Origin of the sequence: Amycolatopsis vancoresmycina (assembly GCF_000716785.1) — a bacterium.
Lineage (GTDB): Bacteria > Actinomycetota > Actinomycetes > Mycobacteriales > Pseudonocardiaceae > Amycolatopsis > Amycolatopsis vancoresmycina.
The window spans coordinates 212,834-229,592 of the sequence record NZ_JNYY01000002.1 but is presented as its reverse complement, the minus strand read 5'-3'; the positions used below and the strand labels follow the sequence as shown (position 1 = coordinate 229,592).

The following is a 16,759-nucleotide window of genomic DNA, read 5'->3' as shown; positions in this document are numbered from 1 at the left end:
CTCGGGGGTGCGGGCGAAACAGTCCTCGGCCGGGGCGAGTGCGGGTGCGGGTCCGATGGGGCGATCGGCCGGCCGCGCTCGCCGGTCTGGGGTCAGGCCGTGACCGCTCGGCGCGGGTTCACCAACGCGTGGCGACCGGTGGTCTCGGCCGCGGTGGGCGGCGCGGGGTGCGTCGGCACCGGGCTCTTGCGGCGGCCCTGGAGCCGGCTGTCCGCTGCGGACGGTTGCTGCGGGGCCAGGCCGCCGGCCACGAGGTGTTCGTGCGCGACCTGCCAGACCGAGCACGGCGCCTTGCAGCGGTGCCACCGGGTCGAGCAGGTCGGGCAGTCGCCGCGCTCGTCGGGCTCGTGCATCTTCAGCATCGCGCGCCACGCCTCCGTCAAGCGGGGCAGTTCGGAGCGCGCGACCGAGACGAGCGACTGGGCGTCGGCGCGGTTCGCCAGGTCGGTCAGCATGTCGAGGCGCTCCCAGACCGCGTTGCGGAGGACCTGCCCGAGTACCTGATCCATGTCAGCTCACCGTTACCTTTCCGCCATCTTGGCGGCTTCGTTGAGCGCGGCGCGCAGCTGTCCGAGCTGGCCGGACGTCAACCGCGCGGTCTCACCGGGAGGCGAGACCAGTACCACCTGGTTGTCTTCGACGAACACCGTGACCGCCCGTTCCCGGCTGATCAGGTCGCCGCACTGCACGCGCCAGACGAGCTGACCGCCTTCGTAGTGGCGGACGCTCGCGGTGCGGGGGTCCACCGCGGCGGCGGGGGTGACGGGACGGACGGCGGAGACGGGAGAGACCGTCGCGACCGCCGGCCGCACGGCGCGGGTCGCCGTGCCGGCATGTCCCCCTGCGAACGAGTCCACGAACTCCACGCCCTTCTCCGCTCTGTCGACAGTCTTCGAAGATGCCTTCTGCAACATCCCTGCGGGTTTCGTAGCTCTCCGTGATCGCTGCCGGTGTCCGGGCGGTGACGGAGATCTGACAACTACAGTGAGGTGAAACCGGGTGCGATAGAAGGTGGAATCGGCGTCATAGCGGTGACTGGGCTCGGTTCCACGGTAAGCGGTCAACGGACTTCGCCCCGACCGATCAGGGCACCAGTTCGGCTGTTCACACGGTTCCGCAGGTTTGCCTACGCTGTTTCTCAGACGCCCGACCGGACAGTGGAGGGGGCGCGATGGACGCCAGTAACGGTGGCAGTGCCGAAGCCCGGCAGAGCCACGCGGTTCCCGCTGACGCGTGGGAGCAGCCGGAGATGAGATCGGCTCTCGCGTCACGCGAGATCAGCGCCGTGTACCGGCTCCTGCGCAAGCACGGTGTCTCGCAGCGCCAGATCGCCGCGATGACCGGCCAGTCCCAGTCCGAGGTGTCGGAGATCCTCAAGGGTCGCCAGGTCATGGCCTACGACGTGCTCACGAGGATCGCCGACGGCCTGGGCGTCCCCCGTGGGTACATGGGCCTCGCCTACGACGAGGCCACGGCGATCCGGGTCGTCGGCTCCGCCGACGGCCAGCAGGCTGAGGAGGACGAGTCCGTGAAGCGACGGAGGTTCCTCGCGCACGCTGCCCAGGTCACGATGGGCGCGGCAGTGTTCGGTCCGGAATCGGGCACCTGGTCGGCCGGGCCGGCCAGGACACCGGCGCCCGGGCGCATCGGCATGACCGACGTCCGCCAGGTGGAAGCCGCGACGCGGGCGCTACGGGCGCTGGACTACCAGTACGGCGGCGGGTTCTGCCGCGACGCCGTGGTGGCGCAGCTGTCCTGGGGCCAGCAGATGCTCGAGGCGCACGGCACCGAGATCGTCAAGAACCGGCTGTACGTGGCGCTCGCCGACCTGCACTCGCTGGCCGGCTGGACCTCCTTCGACACCGGCCTGATGGACTCCGCCCGCGGCCACTTCGCGAACGCGCTGGACCTGGCCAAGCAGGGCGAAAACCACCCGTTGGTGGCCAACGTGCTCTACCGGATGGGCCGCGTCTACCTGCACCAGGACGCCCCGAACGACGCGCTGAAGCTGTTCCAGCTGGGCCAGATCGCGGCTCAGGAAAGCGGTTCCGAGCTGGCCGTCTCCGTGCTCTGCGCGAACGAGGCGTGGGCCTACGCGATGATGGGCAACGAAGAGCAGGCGGTGAAGCTGCTCGGCCGGAGCAAGGACGAGTTCGAGCGCGCCAACCTGGCCGAAGCCGAGTCGTGGGTGAAGTTCTTCACCGAGACCGACGTCTACGCCATGGTCGGCACCGTCCACACGGTGCTCGCGCAGAAGAACGCCGAGCACACGAAGTACGCGATCCCCGCGCTGACCAAGGCCGTCGAGTCCTATGACGACGAAATGGCCCGCTCCAAGACGTTCATGCTGAGCGCGCTGGCCACCAACCACCTGCTGGACGGCGACCTCGACCACGGTGCCAAGGTCGGTGGCAAGGCCATCGACTGCGCCGAGGGCATCAAGTCCGAGCGGGTCAAGGACCGGATGCGGCCTCTGCAGGAAGAGGCCGAGCGCCGCCGCAACAACGCCGACGCCCGTGACCTCGCCGACCGCCTCCACGCTTTCTACGCCGCCTAACGCCGAAGGCGCCGGAGCGGTCTTGGACGGCCGGTTCACCTCCGGGAAGCTGCGTGGCGTGCTGGCCGAGACCTGCGCGCTGCTGGGTCTCGACCCGGCTGGCGCGCGCCTGCTGCGGTTCACCAACAACGCGGTGTACGCGCTGGTCACGGCCCCGTTCGTGATCCGGATCGTCGGCTCGACGCAGCTGCGGCACCGCGTCGGCACGGTCGTGCGCGTGGCCCGGCACTTCGAACGCCACGGCGTGCCCGCGATCCGGCTCCTCGCCGACGTCGAGCAGCCCCTGGAGGTCGGCGGGCACCTGGTGACCGTGTGGCACCGGGTGCCGAGCATCGGCCGGCCGGCGACGTCCACCGACCTGGCCCGGCTGCTGCTCCAGGTGCACGCCCTGCCCGCGCCGGAGGGGCTCGCGGAGTGGGCGCCGTTCGCCGCGGTGCGGGCCCGGGTGTCCGACGCCGAGGAGATCAGCGACAGCGACCGGGAGTTCCTGCTCGACCGCTGTGCCGAGCTCGAGGCGGAGCTGGCCGAGCTGGAGTTTCCGCTGCCCAGGGGCCTGGTCCACGGCGACGCGTACCCCGGGAACGTGATCCCCGGCCCGGCGGGGCCGGTGCTCTGCGACTTCGATTCGTCGTGCGTCGGGCCGCCGGAATGGGACCTGACGCCGCTCGCGGTCGGCCGTGAGCGGTTCGGCGACCCGCCGGTGCGCTACCGGACGTTCGCCGCGGCGTACGGCTTCGACGTGACGTCCTGGCCCGGGTTCGCCGTGCTCCGGGGGATCCGCGAACTGAAGCTCACGACCAGCGTGCTGCCGATCCTGCGCAGCCGGCCCCAGGTCCGCCCGGAGCTCTTCCGCCGGCTGGACGATCTCCGCAGCGGCCGGACGGACGTGCGGTGGACGCGTTACCGCTGACCGTCATCTGTCACTTGGTGTGATCGACACCACATCCTGCACGTGCATTCGCCGACTGCAAATGACCGTTCGTCGCATCCGAAAGGCGGTCAGCTCAGGGTAGAAAGTTCTGCCCGACCAGTCACCCCCAATGGATTACCGGTCAGTCCAATGCGCAACTTGCAGCTACTCGCGGTGACTTCGTACCGGTCCTACCTGCGGCGACGACGGTCAGGAGGCGACGACCGGCGCCCGCGTCAGCACGACGGCGAACCCGAACGCCAGTCCCATCACGGTCAGCTCCAGCGTCGCCCAGGCGGCGAGCGCCGTGCGGTCGTGCCGGACGATCCGCGGCAGCAGCCGCCAGCGGACGTTCGCGCCGAGCAGCGCGATGACGCCGGTGCACCCGGTCTTCAGGATGAGCAACTGCCCGTACGGCGTCGTGAAGATCGCCGTCCAGAAGCCGATGGTCGGGTTGAGCGAGATCTCGGCCAGCCCGTTGAACAGCCCGGTCGCCACCGAGAGGACCAGGCAGAGCGTCGCCAGCTTCGAGAATCGGGGCAGCGCGTGCGCGAGCAGCGTCCGGTTCGCCACCAGCAGCACGGTCATCGCGCCGAGGCCGCCGGTCCAGGCGACGGCGCTCATGACGTGCAGCTCCATCGAGATCATCGTGTAGTCGTGGTAGCTCCAGTTCGACGCGTGCCCGGTCACCGGCAGCGGCAGCAGCGCGAACAGGCCGAGCCCGACCCGCACCTCGGCGGGCACCTTCTCGCCGAAGCGCAGCGACAGCGCGCCGATCCCGGCGTGGACCAGCGCGAGCGCGGCGACGATGACGAGCGCCTTCCCGGCACCGACGTCGGCGATGTAGCGGCCGATGTCCGACGGCGAGAGCGTCGACGAACCCGGCTTGTACTCCGCGGTCTGCAGGACCAGGGCGACGACGGCGGCGGTGGCCCAGACGAGCGCGGCGGCGACGCCGGCCGGGCGGGCCAGCCGCATGACCGGCTCGGTGAGCTTCGGCCGGTCGTAGCCGATGAGCACCGACAGCAGGGCGAGCCCGATGGTCGTGACCGCGGCGAGGTCGAGCAGGACGCGCACGACCGGGATCCCGGCCGAGACCACCGCGCTGGGCTCCACCACCCCGGGCACCGGGGCGGTGGACATGAGCGCGACGCCGATCAGGGCGCCGAGCAGGCCCGCCGTCACGACGCACAGCAGCGTCGAGTAGCGGGGTTTCGCGGTGGTCTCGGCCTGGGTCATCAGTTCTTCTCTTCGACTTTCCCGCCCGACCGCAGGGCCACGGTCAGGCCGATCGCCAGCAGCACGACGGCACCGGCGATCCACACCCAGATCGGGACACCGCTCGACGTCGACGACGTGGTGGCCTGGGCGGAGCCGCCCGGCGACCGCGCCGCGTCGACGGTCGCCGGCGTGCCGGTGCCCGCGGTCGTCAGGGTGAAGGTCAGCTCACCGGTCACCGGGTGGCCGTCCGCGGACAGCACCCGGTAGCCGACGGTGTACTTCCCGGCCGGTCCGAGCGGCCGCAGCGGCGCGCTGATCACGTTGTTCACCACACTGATCGGCCCCTCGGCCCACTGGCCGCCGCCGGGTCCGGTCACCGCGATCTGGTTGACGTCCGCGCCCTGCACGTACTGGTCGAACGTCAGGCTGACCTTCGCCGGGCCAGCGGCGACGGAAGAGCCGTTCGCCGGGTCCGAGGAGATCAGCACGTTGTGCGCCAGCGCCGGGGTGGCCGTGCCGAGCACGGCCACCGCGGTCAACGCCAGCGCGACGAGCACACCGCGCATTTAGCTGTTGCCTCCCGACTTCGCCGTGGCCTTGCGGGCCCGGATGGTCGCGCCGGCCCCGACGCCGAGGCCGATGGCGCCGACGAGCAGGCCGGCGCCGCCGAGCCAGCGGGCCGTGTTGTCCGACGTCGCCGCCGCGGCCTCGGAGTGGTCACCGGTGGTCGACGCCGTGTTCGCGTTCATCCCGGCGTGGTCGCCGTCGCCCTCGACCTTCGCGGCCAGCTTGACGGACGGCGTGGGGTGCTCCGGCTCCTCGCCGCTCGCCGGCGTCGGCTGGTTCCAGTCGACGACCTTGCCGTCACTGTAGGTCTGGTGGGCCGGGAACTCGACCTCGTCCACGTTGGTCGGCAGGGGGCCGAAGCTGACCGCGAACTCCTGGTAGTCGGTGGCCTTGAGCTCGCTGCCGGGCTGGGCGGTCCAGGTCACCGCGGTGACGGCTTCGGTGATCTGCGTGCCGTTGTCCTTGGTGATCGGGGCGGGCAGCTTGGACTTCGTCACCGTGGACGTCCAGCCGGGCACCGGCTTGGTCCGCACCGAGCCGATGCCGTAGTCGGCCTTGAAGTCGACGGAGACCTTCGTGGTGGTGATCGGGTCCTTCTCCTCGCTCGGCACGCGGAAGACGATCGCCGCGTAACCGCCCTTCGTGGGCTGCGAGCCGTAGACGTTCGCGGTCACGTGCGCGGACGCGACGCCCGCGCCGAGGAGACCGGCGACACCGACGGTGGCGGCGAGGAAACCGGCGCGCTTGAAGACGTGCTGGGACATGGGTTCACTCCTGATGAACTCAAGAAGGGGCAGCGGACTCGGGGGTCCGCTGGTTCGGGGTCGAGCTGTGATTCAGGAGTGCACGGGCGGCCCGCGCCGCCCGCGGATCCGGCGCAGGTCGACGCCGACGAGGTGGTCCGGACCGGCCACGCGGGCCGGGACGAGCGCGGGCGCCGCGGACGGCACCGGCAGCGGGGTCAGCAGCCGCGGCAGGAAGGCGCGCAGCACCGCCAGCACGGTGAGCAGCATCTTGTCCGCGCGGGCGAGCAGGAGCGCGGTCACCACGGTCGCCGCGGCGTGCGCGCCGATCATGCCGAGCCCGGTGCGGCCGTCCATCGCGTACATGTCGTGGTGGCCGGCGAGCGTGGTGAGCAGCAGGTGCATCACCAGCTGGGCGATCCCCAGCAGGGTGGTCGTGGCGACCGGGCCGCGGGCCTTGCGGGCGAGCGCGGCCGCCGTCCAGCCGAAGAGCGCCGTGAGCAGCAGGGTCATCGCCGGGTCCGGCAGGCCGCCGTCGGCGAGCCGGTGCGCGGTCACGGAAAGCACGCCGGCGCTCACGGCGAGCAACACTCCGCGGGTAGCGCCCAGCACGGCGGGTCGCCGTGCCGGAACGCTCATGCCGAGCAGCCTAAGGGACCTGTTCCGGCGTGAGCGTGTGATCCCGTGAAGTGAGCACACGAAGAGTTCACGTCCCGCGGCCCGGCGTGGTTCAGCCCACTTGTTGCCGATCTCGGCGAGGTGGGCCACGGTGGGCCGAAGCCGGGGGTTTCGGCGGGTCGTGCCGTGGGTACTGAGCCGTCGGTCAGGAACTAGCCCGTTCGGGTGAAGGCCGGCGCGAAGGGCGGGAGAGCGACACGGATGAACCTCTTCGACTACATCTCCGACCGGGCGAGCAAGCTGTGGCTGGAGGCCTACCTGCACACCAGCATGGTGGTGCAGTGCACGATCATCGCCGCGGTCCTCGGCGTGCTGATCGGGGTCGCGGTGTACCGCAGCCCGATCGGCTCGGCGGTGGCCACGGCGCTGGCGAGCACGATCCTGACGGTCCCGTCGTTCGCCCTCCTGGGCCTGCTGATCCCCCTCTCGGGGCTCGGCCCGACGACCGCCGTGATCGCGCTGGTGCTCTACGGCCTGCTGCCGATCGTCCGCAACACCATCGTCGGGCTCGACGGCGTCGACCCGGCGGTCACCGACGCCGCCCGCGGCATCGGGATGAGCCGCTTCGGCGTGCTCACCCGCGTCGAGCTGCGGCTGGCCTGGCCGGCGATCCTCACCGGGATGCGGGTGGCCACCCAGATGCTGATGGGCATCGCGGTGATCGCCGCCTACGCGAAGGGCCCGGGCTTCGGCGCCGAGGTCTTCTCCGGGCTCACGAACGCGGGGAGCACGAACTCCCTCAACCAAGCCGTCACGGGCACGGTCGGGGTGGTCATCCTCGCCCTGCTCCTCGACGGCGTCTACGTCCTGATCAAGCGCTTCACCGTCTCAAGGGGTGTCCGTGGCTGAGAACGAGGAAGTCTCCGGCGTCGAAATCGAGCTGGAGCACGTGACCAAGCGGTACCCCGGCACCCGCACCCCGGCGGTCGACGACTTCTCGATGGTCGTCCCGGCCGGCAAGATCGTCGTCTTCGTCGGCCCGTCCGGCTGCGGCAAGACCACGACCATGCGGATGATCAACCGGCTGATCGAGCCGACGTCCGGCCGGATCACCATCGGCGGCGAGGACGCGCTGAAGCTCGACGTCGACACGCTGCGCCGCCGGATCGGCTACGCCATCCAGCAGGCCGGGCTGTTCCCGCACTTCACCGTGGCGCAGAACATCGCGGTGGTGCCGGGCCTGCTCGGCTGGGACAAGAAGAAGGTCAACGACCGGGTCGAGGAGATGATGGACCTGGTCGGGCTCGACCCGGCCGACTTCCGCGACCGCTTCCCGCGCCAGCTCTCCGGCGGCCAGCAGCAGCGCGTCGGCGTGGCGCGGGCCCTGGCCGCGGACCCGCCGGTGCTGCTGATGGACGAGCCGTTCGGCGCGGTCGACCCGATCACCCGCGGCAACCTGCAGGACGAGCTGCTGCGGCTGCAGAGCGAGCTGAAGAAGACGATCGTGTTCGTCACGCACGACTTCGACGAAGCCGTGAAGCTGGGCGACAAGATCGCGGTGCTCGGCAACCAGTCGACGATCCTGCAGTACGACACGCCCGAAGCGATCCTGGCGAACCCGGCGGACGACACGGTCGCGGGTTTCGTGGGCGCGGGCGCGTCGCTGAAGCAGCTGACGCTGCTGCGCGTCCGGGACGTCGAGCTGGAGCAGGACGCCCTGACCGTGACCGCCGACGAGTCGCCCGCTTCGGTGCGCGAGAAGCTCCAGTCGTCGCGCAAGCACTTCGCGCTGGTGCTCGACGCGCGCCGGCGTCCGACGCGCTGGGTGCACGTCCGCGAGCTCACGTCGGCGACCTCGCTGGCCAACCTCGGCAAGCCGCTGCGTGACGTCGTCAGCCTGCAGTCGACGCTGCAGGACGCGCTCGAGGCGATGCTCGCCGAGGGCGGGTCGGTGCCGGTCACCGGCGCGCGTGGCGAGTACGCGGGCACCATCCAGCTGGACACCGTGATCGCGACCATCCAGCAGCTGCGCGACGAGCACACGAACGGCGAAGAGGTGTCCGCATGACGACGGCCGCCGTCGACACCGGCTTCAGCACCGAGTCCGGCTCGAAACGCGCGGAACGCGTCCGGCTGTTCGCCCAGCCCGTCGCGGTCCTGGTGATCGTCGCGGTGACGCTGGTCTCGGTGTTCTCCAGCGGGCTGAACGCGACGGAGAAGGAGACGCTCAACGCGTCGTCGCTGCTCACGGCGTTGTGGGACCACGTGCTGATGACGCTCGTGGTGACGGCGATCGTCGTGCTGGTCGCGGTGCCGCTGGGCATCCTGGTGACGCGGCCGTGGGCGCGGTTCCTGGCGCCGATCTTCCTGGCCGTCGCGAACATCGGCCAGGCCGCGCCCGCGCTGGGCGTGCTGGTGCTGTGGTTCATCATCACCGGCTCGACCGGCGGGATCTGGGTGGCGGCGCTGCCGCTGGCGTTCTACTCGCTGCTGCCGGTGCTGCGGAACACGATGGTCGGCATCCAGCAGGTCGACCCGGCCCTGATCGACGCGGGCCGCGGCATCGGGATGTCGGCGGGCGCGGTGCTCTGGCGGGTCGAGCTCCCGCTGGCCGTCCCCCTGATCCTGGCCGGCCTGCGCACGTCCCTCGTGCTGGCGGTCGGCACGGCGACGTTCGGCATGTTCGTCAACGCGGGCGGGTTCGGGCTGCTCATCGACACGGGCTACAAGCTGAACCTGACCTCGGTGCTGGTGACCGGCTCGGTGCTGGCGGTCGCGCTGGCGCTGCTGGTGGACTGGCTGGGCGCGGTCGCCGAACAGTACTTCGGACCGAAGGGGCTGCGATGAAACTCGGCCGGATGGCAGTCGTGGCGCTGCTGGGGGTGACGCTGTCGTCCTGCGGGCTGACGGTCAACCAGGCGGTGCCGTACGACATCAAGCCGGGCTCGATCCAGCCCATCCCGGCACTGCAGGGCGTGAAGGTGACGGTGGGGTCGAAGGACTTCACCGAGAACATCATCCTGGCGTACATGGCCGAGATGGCCCTGACCGCGGCGGGCGCGGACGTCGTCGACCTGTCGGACATCAAGGGGTCGAACTCGTCCCGGCAGGCGCTGCTGTCCGGCCAGACGGACGTGACGTGGGAGTACACGGGCACGGGCTGGATCAACTACCAGGGCAACGAGCTCCCGGTCCCCGGCGGCGAGAAGGCCCAGTACGAGGCGACGGCCAAGGCGGACGCGGAGAAGTTCGGCGTCACCTGGCTGAACTACTCGCCGCTGAACGACCAGTACGCGTTCGCGGTGACGGAGAAGTACGGCGCGGCCAACAACCTGAAGACGACGTCCGACCTGGCGGCGTTCATCAAGCAGAAGCCGGACCAGGCGGTGTTCTGCCTGGAGACGGAATTCACCAGCCGCCAGGACGGCTTCCCGGCCGCCGTCAAGGCGTACGGCTTCCAGAACCCGACGGTGAAGAACTTCGGCATCGGCACGATCTACTCGGCGGTGGCGAGCGGAACCTGCCCGGTGGGCGAGGTCTTCACCACGGACGGCCGGATCTCGGGGTTGAACCTGCGGGTGCTGGAGGACGACAAGAAGGCGTTCCCCCAGTACAACGCGGTGGCGACGTTGCGCACGGAGTGGCTGAAGCAGCACCCGGAGGTCCGCGGGCCACTGGAGAAGGTCAGCGCGGCGATCGACAACGAGCAGATGGTCGAGCTGTGCAAGCAGGTCGACGTCGACGGCCAGGACGCGGGCAAGGTGGCCCACGACTGGATGGTCAAGAAGGGCTTCGTGCAGTAGCCCGCCGGGGCACCCCCCGTTTTCGACTCTACCGGTCGGCACCGATAATTCTGCGGTGCCGACCGGTGCCGTCAGAGACCCAGCCGGTGCAGCAGTTGGCCCTCGAGCCGCTCGAGCTCGCCCGCCACCGCACGGTGCACCGACTTGCGTCGCGCCGCAGGCATCCGCTCCGCCGCCCGCACCGAAGCCGACAGCTGCTCCAAAGTTCCGAGCGCTCCTGCGGCGAACTCCCGGTCCGCGTCCGACGCCTTCTCCGACTTCTGCAGGTCGCGGCAGCCGTCCGCCACTCCCGCGATCCGGGCGTGCAGCGCCGCGCCCCGGCCGGTGTACTCGCCCAGCTTGTCGACCGAAACGCCCAGCTTGCGCGCCTGGTAGCGGTCGTACGCCTCGCGGGCCGCGCCCGCCGCGCGGACCGCCAGCGGTGCCACCACCGGGATCACCGCCGGGCCGAGCACCTTCGCCACCGCGACCGCGTTCTTCGCCCTCTTAGGGGTGAACCTGGCTTCACCCTCGACCTTGGCCTTGCGCGCCATGGCACCTCCTGCGACGTGTCGAGGTCGAACTTACTGGTCGCCTGGGTGGCGGGCATGTCGGCTCGGCGGTGGGAATCTAGAGTGATCTCCATGAACACCGAGGTGGTACTCGACGCGGGTGCGGTCAGCCGCTGCCGTCGCCGGGTGCACCTCGAACACGACCCCGCCATGCGTGAGGTACCGCTTTCGCCGCCCGACCCCACCGCGCAGCAGCGGATCGCCGACGCCACCGCGCACCGCGAGGACATCGTCGCCCGGCTGATGGCCGCCAACGACGACCACTGGGTGAAGATCGGCCGTGACCTGCCGGCCGCCGAGCGCGTCGAGCGGACGCTGCAGGCCTTCGCCGACGGCGCCCGCTACATCTGGGGTGCGCTGCTGCCGGTCGACGCGGCCGGGCACCGGCGGGGCGGCGTCGACCTGCTCGTCCGCAGTGGCCGCGGGTACGTCCCGGTGCTCGTCGTGCGGCACCGCATCACCGACCGCGGGGCCGGCGCCGTCGTCACCGAGCTGACCGACCTCGACCCGGCGCACCGCGCGCCCGACGAGGGCCGCAAGGTCCGCTCGCAGCCGCGTGACCAGCTCCGGCTCGTGCACGTCCGCCGCATGCTGCAGACGCTCGGGCAGGCCGACGAAAGCCGGGCCCTCGGCGGTGTCATCGGCCTCGACGCCGACGTCGTCGTCTGGCACGACCTCACCGCGGCCACCTGGCCCGGCGGCCGCACCGCGCTCACCGAATACCAGGCCCGGTTCGCCGACCGGCTGGCCATCGCCAGCGCGGCCGCGAACGGCGAGGAGCCGCTCGCCGAGCCGTCGCGCGTGCTGGAGTGCCGCCGCTGCCCGTGGTGGCCGACGTGCGAGGTCGTGCTCACCGAGACCCGGGACGTCAGCCTCGTCGTCCGCGGCGAGGACGCCGTCGAGCTGCGCCGCGCCGGCGTGTCCACTGTGGACAAGCTGGCCGCGCTCGACCCGGCGGGCGAGCCGCCCGCGGTGAACTGGACGGGCGTCACGTTCCCCGACGCCGTCGTGCTCGCCCGGGCCTGGCTGGCCGACCTGACGCTGGTGCGCCGCGTCGACCGGGTCGAGGTGCCGCGCGCCGACGTCGAGATCGACGTCGACATGGAGAGCTTCGGCGACGCCGGTGCGTACCTCTGGGGCTGCCTGCTGACCGGCGCCGACATCGGTGTCACGCCGGGCTACCGCGCCTTCGCGACGTGGGACCCCCTGCCCACCGACGACGAGGCCCGCTCCTTCGCCGAGTTCTGGGCCTGGCTCACCGACGTCCGCGAGCGCACCGAAGCGGCGGGCCTGACCTTCCGCGCCTACTGCTACAACGCGCTCGCCGAGAACCGCTGGCTCTTCGGCTCGGTCGAGCGCTTCGGCGACCACCCCGGCGTGCCGTCCAAGAAGGACATCCAGTCCTTTGTGGACTCCGAGCAGTGGGTGGACCTCTTCCGCAGCGTCACCGACCAGTTCCTGTGCTCCCACGGCAAGGGCCTGAAGGTGATCGCGCCGGTGGCCGGCTTCTCGTGGCGCGACCCCGAAGCGGGCGGCGAAGCGTCGATGCGCTGGTACCGCGACGCCGTGGGCATGGACGGCGAGAAGCCGGACGACGACCAGCGCGAGCGGCTCCTGCGCTACAACGAGGACGACGTCCTCGCGACGCGGGCGCTGCGCGAGTGGATCGACGCCCGGGCGCAGGCCGAAGTGCCGTACATGTTCGACCTCTGAGTATTTCGCTGACTAAGACACTTGCCAGCTGGCGCGTCCTGCGTAATACTCGTCTGCGAGTACTCGTGAACGAGGAGTTGAGATGAAGCGGCGGAAAGTCGGCAACGTCCTGGGCCTGGCCGTGCTGTCCGTCGTGCTGGAACGCCCCATGCACCCGTACGAAATGGCGGCCGTGCTCAAGCAGCGCGGCAAGGACGCCGACATGCCGATCAAGTGGGGCTCGCTCTACACCGTCGTCGCCAACCTGGAGAAACACGGCTTCGTCGAGGCCGTCGAGAGCGTGAAGGACGGCGGGCGGCCGGAGCGGACCGTCTACCGGATCACCCCGGCCGGCCGCGAAGAGTTCGAGGACTGGGTCCGCGAGCTCGTCGGCACGGTCGACCGGGAGCCTCCGCGGTTCAAGGCCGGGCTGTCGATGATCGGCGTGCTGGGGCCCGACCAGGCGATCAGCCGGCTGCGGGAGCGGCTGGAGCAACTCGGCGAACGCGCGGAGGCGCACCGCGCGGCGCTCGGGCAGCTGCGGCCGCTCATGCCGCGGCTGTTCCTGGTGGAGGTCGAGTACGACCTCGCGATGACGGAAGCCGAAGCGCACTGGGTGCGCGGCTTCCTCGAAGAACTGACCACCGGCGCCCTGCCGGGCATCGACGCCTGGCGGCGCTACCACGAAACCGGCGAATTCCCGGACGACCTGGGGGAGTTCGTGGAGAGGTAGGAACGATGGAGACGACCCGCAAGCACAAGGTGCCCGAGATGGAAGGCTTCCAGGCCCGCTGGTACGCCAAGAACCGCGGCACCGAGGCCCAGCTCGCGCAGTACCGGCGGCAGGCGGCCGAGGTCACGGCGGGCTGGCCGGAAGGCGCCGAGGTCCTGGAGGTGGCGCCCGGGCCCGGCTTCTTCGCCGTGGAGCTGGCGAAGCGCGGCTACCGCGTCACCGGGCTCGACATCAGCCACACCATGGTCGACATCGCCCGCGAAAACGGCGCGGGGCTTGAGATCGACTTCTTCCAGGGCGACATCACGCAGGCGCCCTTCGACGCCGAGTCGTTCGACTTCGTGGTCTGCCAGGCCGCGTTCAAGAACTTCCGGCAGCCGGTGACGGCGCTGAACGAGATGCACCGCGTGCTGCGCCCGGGCGGTTACGCGGTGATCCACGACCTCAACCACGAGGCCACCGGCGCGGACATCGACCGCGAGGTCGCCCGGATGAACGTCGGCGTCGTCAGCGGCTTCACCGTCCGGCAGACGCTCGGGTGGCTGCGGCGCCGCGCGTTCACACCCGCGCAGTTCGAGGAACTGGCCGCGGAAAGCGCGTTCGGCGGCTGCTCGGTGACGGCCGACGGCATCGGCCTGGAGATCCGGCTGACCCGCTGACCACGACCGCCGGGGGCATCGAGCGTGCCCCCGGCGGGGTGGGTCAGCGCGGGGCCATCCGCAGCGAGCCGTCCATCCGGACGACCTCGCCGTTCAGGTAGTCGTGGTCGATGAGCGACAGCGCGAGCTGCGCGTACTCGTCCGGCCGCGCGAGCCGCTTCGGGAACGGGACGCCGGCCGCGAGGGAGGCGCGGAAGTCGTCGCTGACCGTGGCGAGCATCGGGGTGTCGACGATGCCCGGCGCGATGGTCAGCACGCGGATGCCGTGCGAGGCCAGGTCGCGGGCCGCGGGCAGCGTCATGCCGACGACGCCGCCCTTGGACGACGAGTAGGCGACCTGCCCGATCTGGCCGTCGAACGCGGCGATCGAGGCGGTGTTGATGATGACGCCGCGGGCGTCGTCGTCGAGCGGCTCGGTCTTCGCGATGGCCTCGGACGCGATGGTCAGCACGTTGAACGTGCCGACGAGGTTGATCTGGATGACCTTCGCGTACAGCGCGAGGTCGTGGCGGCCCTTCTTGGACAGGATCCGCGCGGACGGCCCGATGCCGGCGCAGTTCACCACGGTCCGCAGCGGCACGCCGGAGCCGGCCGCGGTCGCGACGGCGGCCTCGACCTGCTCGACGTCGGTGACGTCGGCCTCGACGTAGGTGATGCCGTCGACCTGCTCGGCCTGCTCGATGGACGACGCCAGGTCCAGCGCGAACACCCGCGCGCCCTTCGCCGCCAGGGCCTTCGCCGTGGCCCCGCCGAGGCCGGACGCGCCGCCCGTGACGAGCGCCGCGGTGTCGGTGATCTGCATCAGTGCCGTTCCCTTCGCCTGGTCCGATTCGCCGACCCAGGTTAACGCTCGTTCGCATCGGCGCGGTTCGTGTCTTCGCTCACCGCTCTCAGGCCGGACCGGTTCCGTTAGCGTCGTGGTCAACTCCGGCTGTCACCTTCAGCAGCATGACGCCAGCTCGCATCGTGGTGGTAGGAACCGGATACGTCGGCTTGACCACGGGGGCCTGCCTGGCCAGTCTGGGTCATTGCGTCACCTGCGTGGACGTCGACCGCGCGAAGGTCTCCCGCCTGGCCGCCGGCCGCGTCGACATCCTCGAACCCGGCCTCGACGACCTGGTCAACCGCGGGCTCGCGGCCGGTCGTCTCCGGTTCGTCGTCGGCGCGCGGGACGCCGTCCGCGACGCGCAGGCGGTGTTCCTCTGCGTGCCGACGCCGATGGGGGCCGGCGGCTCCGCGGACCTGCGGGCGGTCGAGGCGGTGACGGCCGAGATCGGCGACGTCCTGCCCGCCGGTTGCGCCCTGGTCACCAAGTCGACCGTGCCGGTCGGCACGTCGAAGCGGATCCGGGAGCTGGTCGGCCGGACCGACGTGCCGGTCGTGTCGAACCCCGAGTTCCTCCGCGAAGGCACCGCTGTCGCGGACTTCCTCGGCCCCGACCGGATCGTCGTCGGGTCGGCCGACCTCGCCGCCGCGCGCTGGGTCGGCGACCTCTACGCCGAGCTCGACGCGCCGGTCGTCGTCGCCGACGCGGCCAGCGCCGAACTGGTCAAGTACGCCGCGAACTGCTACCTGGCGCTGAAGCTGTCCTACGTCAACTCCATCGCCGAGCTGTGCGAACGGCTCGGCGCGGACATCGACCTCGTCACCGAGGGCATGGGGTACGACCGGCGCATCGGGCGGACGTTCCTCAAGCCCGGCCCCGGCTGGGGCGGCTCCTGCCTGCCGAAGGACACCAGCGCGCTGGTCAAGGTGGCCGAGTCGGTGAACTACGACTTCACCATGCTGACCTCGGCCATCGACGAGAACATCGCCCAGCGCGACCGGATCGTCGCGAAGATCGCCGGCGCGGTCGGCGGGACGCTGGCCGGCGCCCGGATCGGCGTGCTGGGCCTGGCGTTCAAGGCGGGCACGAACGACCTGCGCGACTCGCCCGCGCTCGCCGTCTCGTCGGTGCTGGGCGCGCTGGGCGCGGAGCTGACCGCCTACGACCCGGCCGTCGACGGCGAGATCGCCGGGATGACCGTCGTCGACGACGCCTACCAGGTCGCGAAGGACGCGGACGTCGTCGTCGTGCTGACCGAGTGGGCCGAGTTCAAGCACCTCGACTGGGCCGCGATGGCCGAGCTCATGGACGGCATCGACGTCGTCGACACGCGCAACCTGCTGGACCCGCGGGCGATCGTGGACGCCGGCTTGTCCTGGCAGGGTGTCGGGCGGCCGCGGGCGGCGGCGAAAATCAAGGTGTCCTGACCGGGTGGTGCTGGCTACGATCCGGAATCGTGCCAGTATCCGTATCCGTCGAACTCAACCACCTGATCGTCCCGTCCCGGAACAACCGGGAATCCGCCGAATTCCTGGCGACCCTGCTCGGCCTCGAAGTCGGGGAAGAGTGGGGTCCGTTCATCCCCGTCGAGACGCGCAACGGCGTCCGGCTGGACTTCGCGAGTGTCCCCGAAGCGGACCTTCGCCTGCAGCACTACTGCTTCCTGGTCCCCGAAGACGACTTCGACGCCGTCTTCGCGCGGCTCGTCGAATCGGGCGTGACCCATTTCGCCGACCCGCAGATGAAGCAGGCCGGCGAAATCAACCACAACCACGGCGGCCGTGGCGTCTACTTCCTCGATCCCGGCGGCAACGGGATGGAAATCATCACGCAGCCGTACGAGCCGGAACGGCGTCGTCCGACGGCTTGGTAATTCGTT

Annotated in this window: 19 protein-coding genes; 11 read left to right on the top strand and 8 right to left on the bottom strand. The window is 70.8% G+C overall.

The window, feature by feature from the left end; genetic code table 11:
* Window positions 1–92 precede the first annotated feature (92 nt).
* Window positions 93–509 carry a hypothetical protein gene (locus OO60_RS06645; protein WP_003069010.1) on the bottom strand — a complete coding sequence of 139 codons (417 nt, stop codon included), beginning with the start codon at window positions 507–509 and terminating at the stop codon, window positions 93–95.
* A gap of 12 nt (window positions 510–521) precedes the next feature.
* Window positions 522–866, bottom strand: coding sequence for a hypothetical protein (locus OO60_RS06640; RefSeq protein WP_003069007.1), 345 nt, complete (start codon window positions 864–866; stop codon window positions 522–524).
* 305 nt (window positions 867–1,171) lie between these two features.
* Between OO60_RS06640 and OO60_RS06635 the strand changes: the two genes are divergently transcribed.
* Both OO60_RS06635 and OO60_RS06630 read left to right on the top strand, forming a co-directional pair.
* Window positions 1,172–2,557 (top strand): helix-turn-helix transcriptional regulator, encoded by a 1,386-nt coding sequence (locus OO60_RS06635; RefSeq protein WP_033261021.1) that lies wholly within the window; start codon window positions 1,172–1,174, stop codon window positions 2,555–2,557.
* A gap of 22 nt (window positions 2,558–2,579) precedes the next feature.
* Window positions 2,580–3,467 (top strand): phosphotransferase enzyme family protein, encoded by an 888-nt coding sequence (locus OO60_RS06630; RefSeq protein WP_003069001.1) that lies wholly within the window; start codon window positions 2,580–2,582, stop codon window positions 3,465–3,467.
* Window positions 3,468–3,677: 210 nt separating this feature from the next.
* On the opposite strand, the gene OO60_RS06625 is transcribed toward OO60_RS06630, so the two are convergent.
* The 4 genes from OO60_RS06625 to OO60_RS06610 form a co-directional block, all read right to left on the bottom strand.
* The gene (locus tag OO60_RS06625; protein ID WP_003068999.1) at window positions 3,678–4,706 is read right to left on the bottom strand and encodes a copper resistance D family protein; all 1,029 of its coding nucleotides are present in this window, start codon (window positions 4,704–4,706) and stop codon (window positions 3,678–3,680) included.
* Window positions 4,706–5,254, bottom strand: coding sequence for a copper resistance CopC family protein (locus tag OO60_RS06620; protein ID WP_003068996.1), 549 nt, complete (start codon window positions 5,252–5,254; stop codon window positions 4,706–4,708). The genes OO60_RS06625 and OO60_RS06620 overlap by 1 nt, the downstream gene beginning before the upstream one ends.
* Window positions 5,255–6,019, bottom strand: a complete 765-nt coding sequence (locus OO60_RS06615) for a YcnI family copper-binding membrane protein (RefSeq protein ID WP_003068993.1) — start codon at window positions 6,017–6,019, stop codon at window positions 5,255–5,257.
* A 72-nt stretch (window positions 6,020–6,091) separates the two neighbouring features.
* Window positions 6,092–6,586, bottom strand: coding sequence for a hypothetical protein (locus tag OO60_RS06610; RefSeq protein WP_003068990.1), 495 nt, complete (start codon window positions 6,584–6,586; stop codon window positions 6,092–6,094).
* Between the two features lie 291 nt (window positions 6,587–6,877).
* Here OO60_RS06610 and OO60_RS06605 point away from each other — a divergent pair, with 291 nt between their 5' ends.
* The 4 genes from OO60_RS06605 to OO60_RS06590 are packed head-to-tail and all read left to right on the top strand — an operon-like array spanning window position 6,878 to window position 10,419.
* Complete coding sequence (locus tag OO60_RS06605; RefSeq protein WP_003068987.1) at window positions 6,878–7,525, top strand: ABC transporter permease; 648 nt, start codon at window positions 6,878–6,880, stop codon at window positions 7,523–7,525.
* Window positions 7,518–8,684 carry an ATP-binding cassette domain-containing protein gene (locus tag OO60_RS06600; RefSeq protein WP_003068983.1) on the top strand — a complete coding sequence of 389 codons (1,167 nt, stop codon included), beginning with the start codon at window positions 7,518–7,520 and terminating at the stop codon, window positions 8,682–8,684. Before OO60_RS06605 ends, OO60_RS06600 begins: the two co-directional genes overlap by 8 nt.
* Complete coding sequence (locus tag OO60_RS06595; RefSeq protein WP_003068980.1) at window positions 8,681–9,463, top strand: ABC transporter permease; 783 nt, start codon at window positions 8,681–8,683, stop codon at window positions 9,461–9,463. Before OO60_RS06600 ends, OO60_RS06595 begins: the two co-directional genes overlap by 4 nt.
* Window positions 9,460–10,419 (top strand): glycine betaine ABC transporter substrate-binding protein, encoded by a 960-nt coding sequence (locus tag OO60_RS06590; RefSeq protein WP_033261020.1) that lies wholly within the window; start codon window positions 9,460–9,462, stop codon window positions 10,417–10,419. The genes OO60_RS06595 and OO60_RS06590 overlap by 4 nt, the downstream gene beginning before the upstream one ends.
* 71 nt (window positions 10,420–10,490) lie before the next feature.
* Here OO60_RS06590 and OO60_RS06585 read toward each other — a convergent pair whose 3' ends face one another.
* The gene (locus OO60_RS06585) at window positions 10,491–10,952 is read right to left on the bottom strand and encodes a DUF6474 family protein (protein ID WP_003068973.1); all 462 of its coding nucleotides are present in this window, start codon (window positions 10,950–10,952) and stop codon (window positions 10,491–10,493) included.
* 90 nt (window positions 10,953–11,042) lie between these two features.
* Between OO60_RS06585 and OO60_RS06580 the strand changes: the two genes are divergently transcribed.
* The 3 genes from OO60_RS06580 (at window position 11,043) to OO60_RS06570 (ending at window position 14,054) form a co-directional block, all read left to right on the top strand.
* On the top strand, window positions 11,043–12,683 hold the full coding sequence (locus OO60_RS06580; RefSeq protein ID WP_033261095.1) for a TM0106 family RecB-like putative nuclease: 1,641 nt from the start codon (window positions 11,043–11,045) through the stop codon (window positions 12,681–12,683).
* Window positions 12,684–12,765: 82 nt separating this feature from the next.
* Window positions 12,766–13,395 carry a PadR family transcriptional regulator gene (locus OO60_RS06575; RefSeq protein ID WP_003068967.1) on the top strand — a complete coding sequence of 210 codons (630 nt, stop codon included), beginning with the start codon at window positions 12,766–12,768 and terminating at the stop codon, window positions 13,393–13,395.
* 5 nt (window positions 13,396–13,400) lie between these two features.
* Window positions 13,401–14,054: a class I SAM-dependent methyltransferase gene (locus OO60_RS06570; protein WP_033261019.1), complete on the top strand. Its 654-nt coding sequence runs from the start codon at window positions 13,401–13,403 to the stop codon at window positions 14,052–14,054.
* Between the two features lie 43 nt (window positions 14,055–14,097).
* On the opposite strand, the gene OO60_RS06565 is transcribed toward OO60_RS06570, so the two are convergent.
* Window positions 14,098–14,856: an SDR family NAD(P)-dependent oxidoreductase gene (locus tag OO60_RS06565; protein ID WP_003075130.1), complete on the bottom strand. Its 759-nt coding sequence runs from the start codon at window positions 14,854–14,856 to the stop codon at window positions 14,098–14,100.
* Window positions 14,857–15,002: 146 nt separating this feature from the next.
* Between OO60_RS06565 and OO60_RS06560 the strand changes: the two genes are divergently transcribed.
* Both OO60_RS06560 and OO60_RS06555 read left to right on the top strand, forming a co-directional pair.
* A complete protein-coding gene (locus OO60_RS06560; RefSeq protein WP_081655799.1) occupies window positions 15,003–16,307 on the top strand; it encodes a UDP-glucose dehydrogenase family protein in 1,305 nt (434 codons plus the stop codon).
* Between the two features lie 29 nt (window positions 16,308–16,336).
* Window positions 16,337–16,753, top strand: coding sequence for a VOC family protein (locus OO60_RS06555; RefSeq protein WP_003075124.1), 417 nt, complete (start codon window positions 16,337–16,339; stop codon window positions 16,751–16,753).
* The last annotated feature ends 6 nt before the right edge of the window (window positions 16,754–16,759 follow it).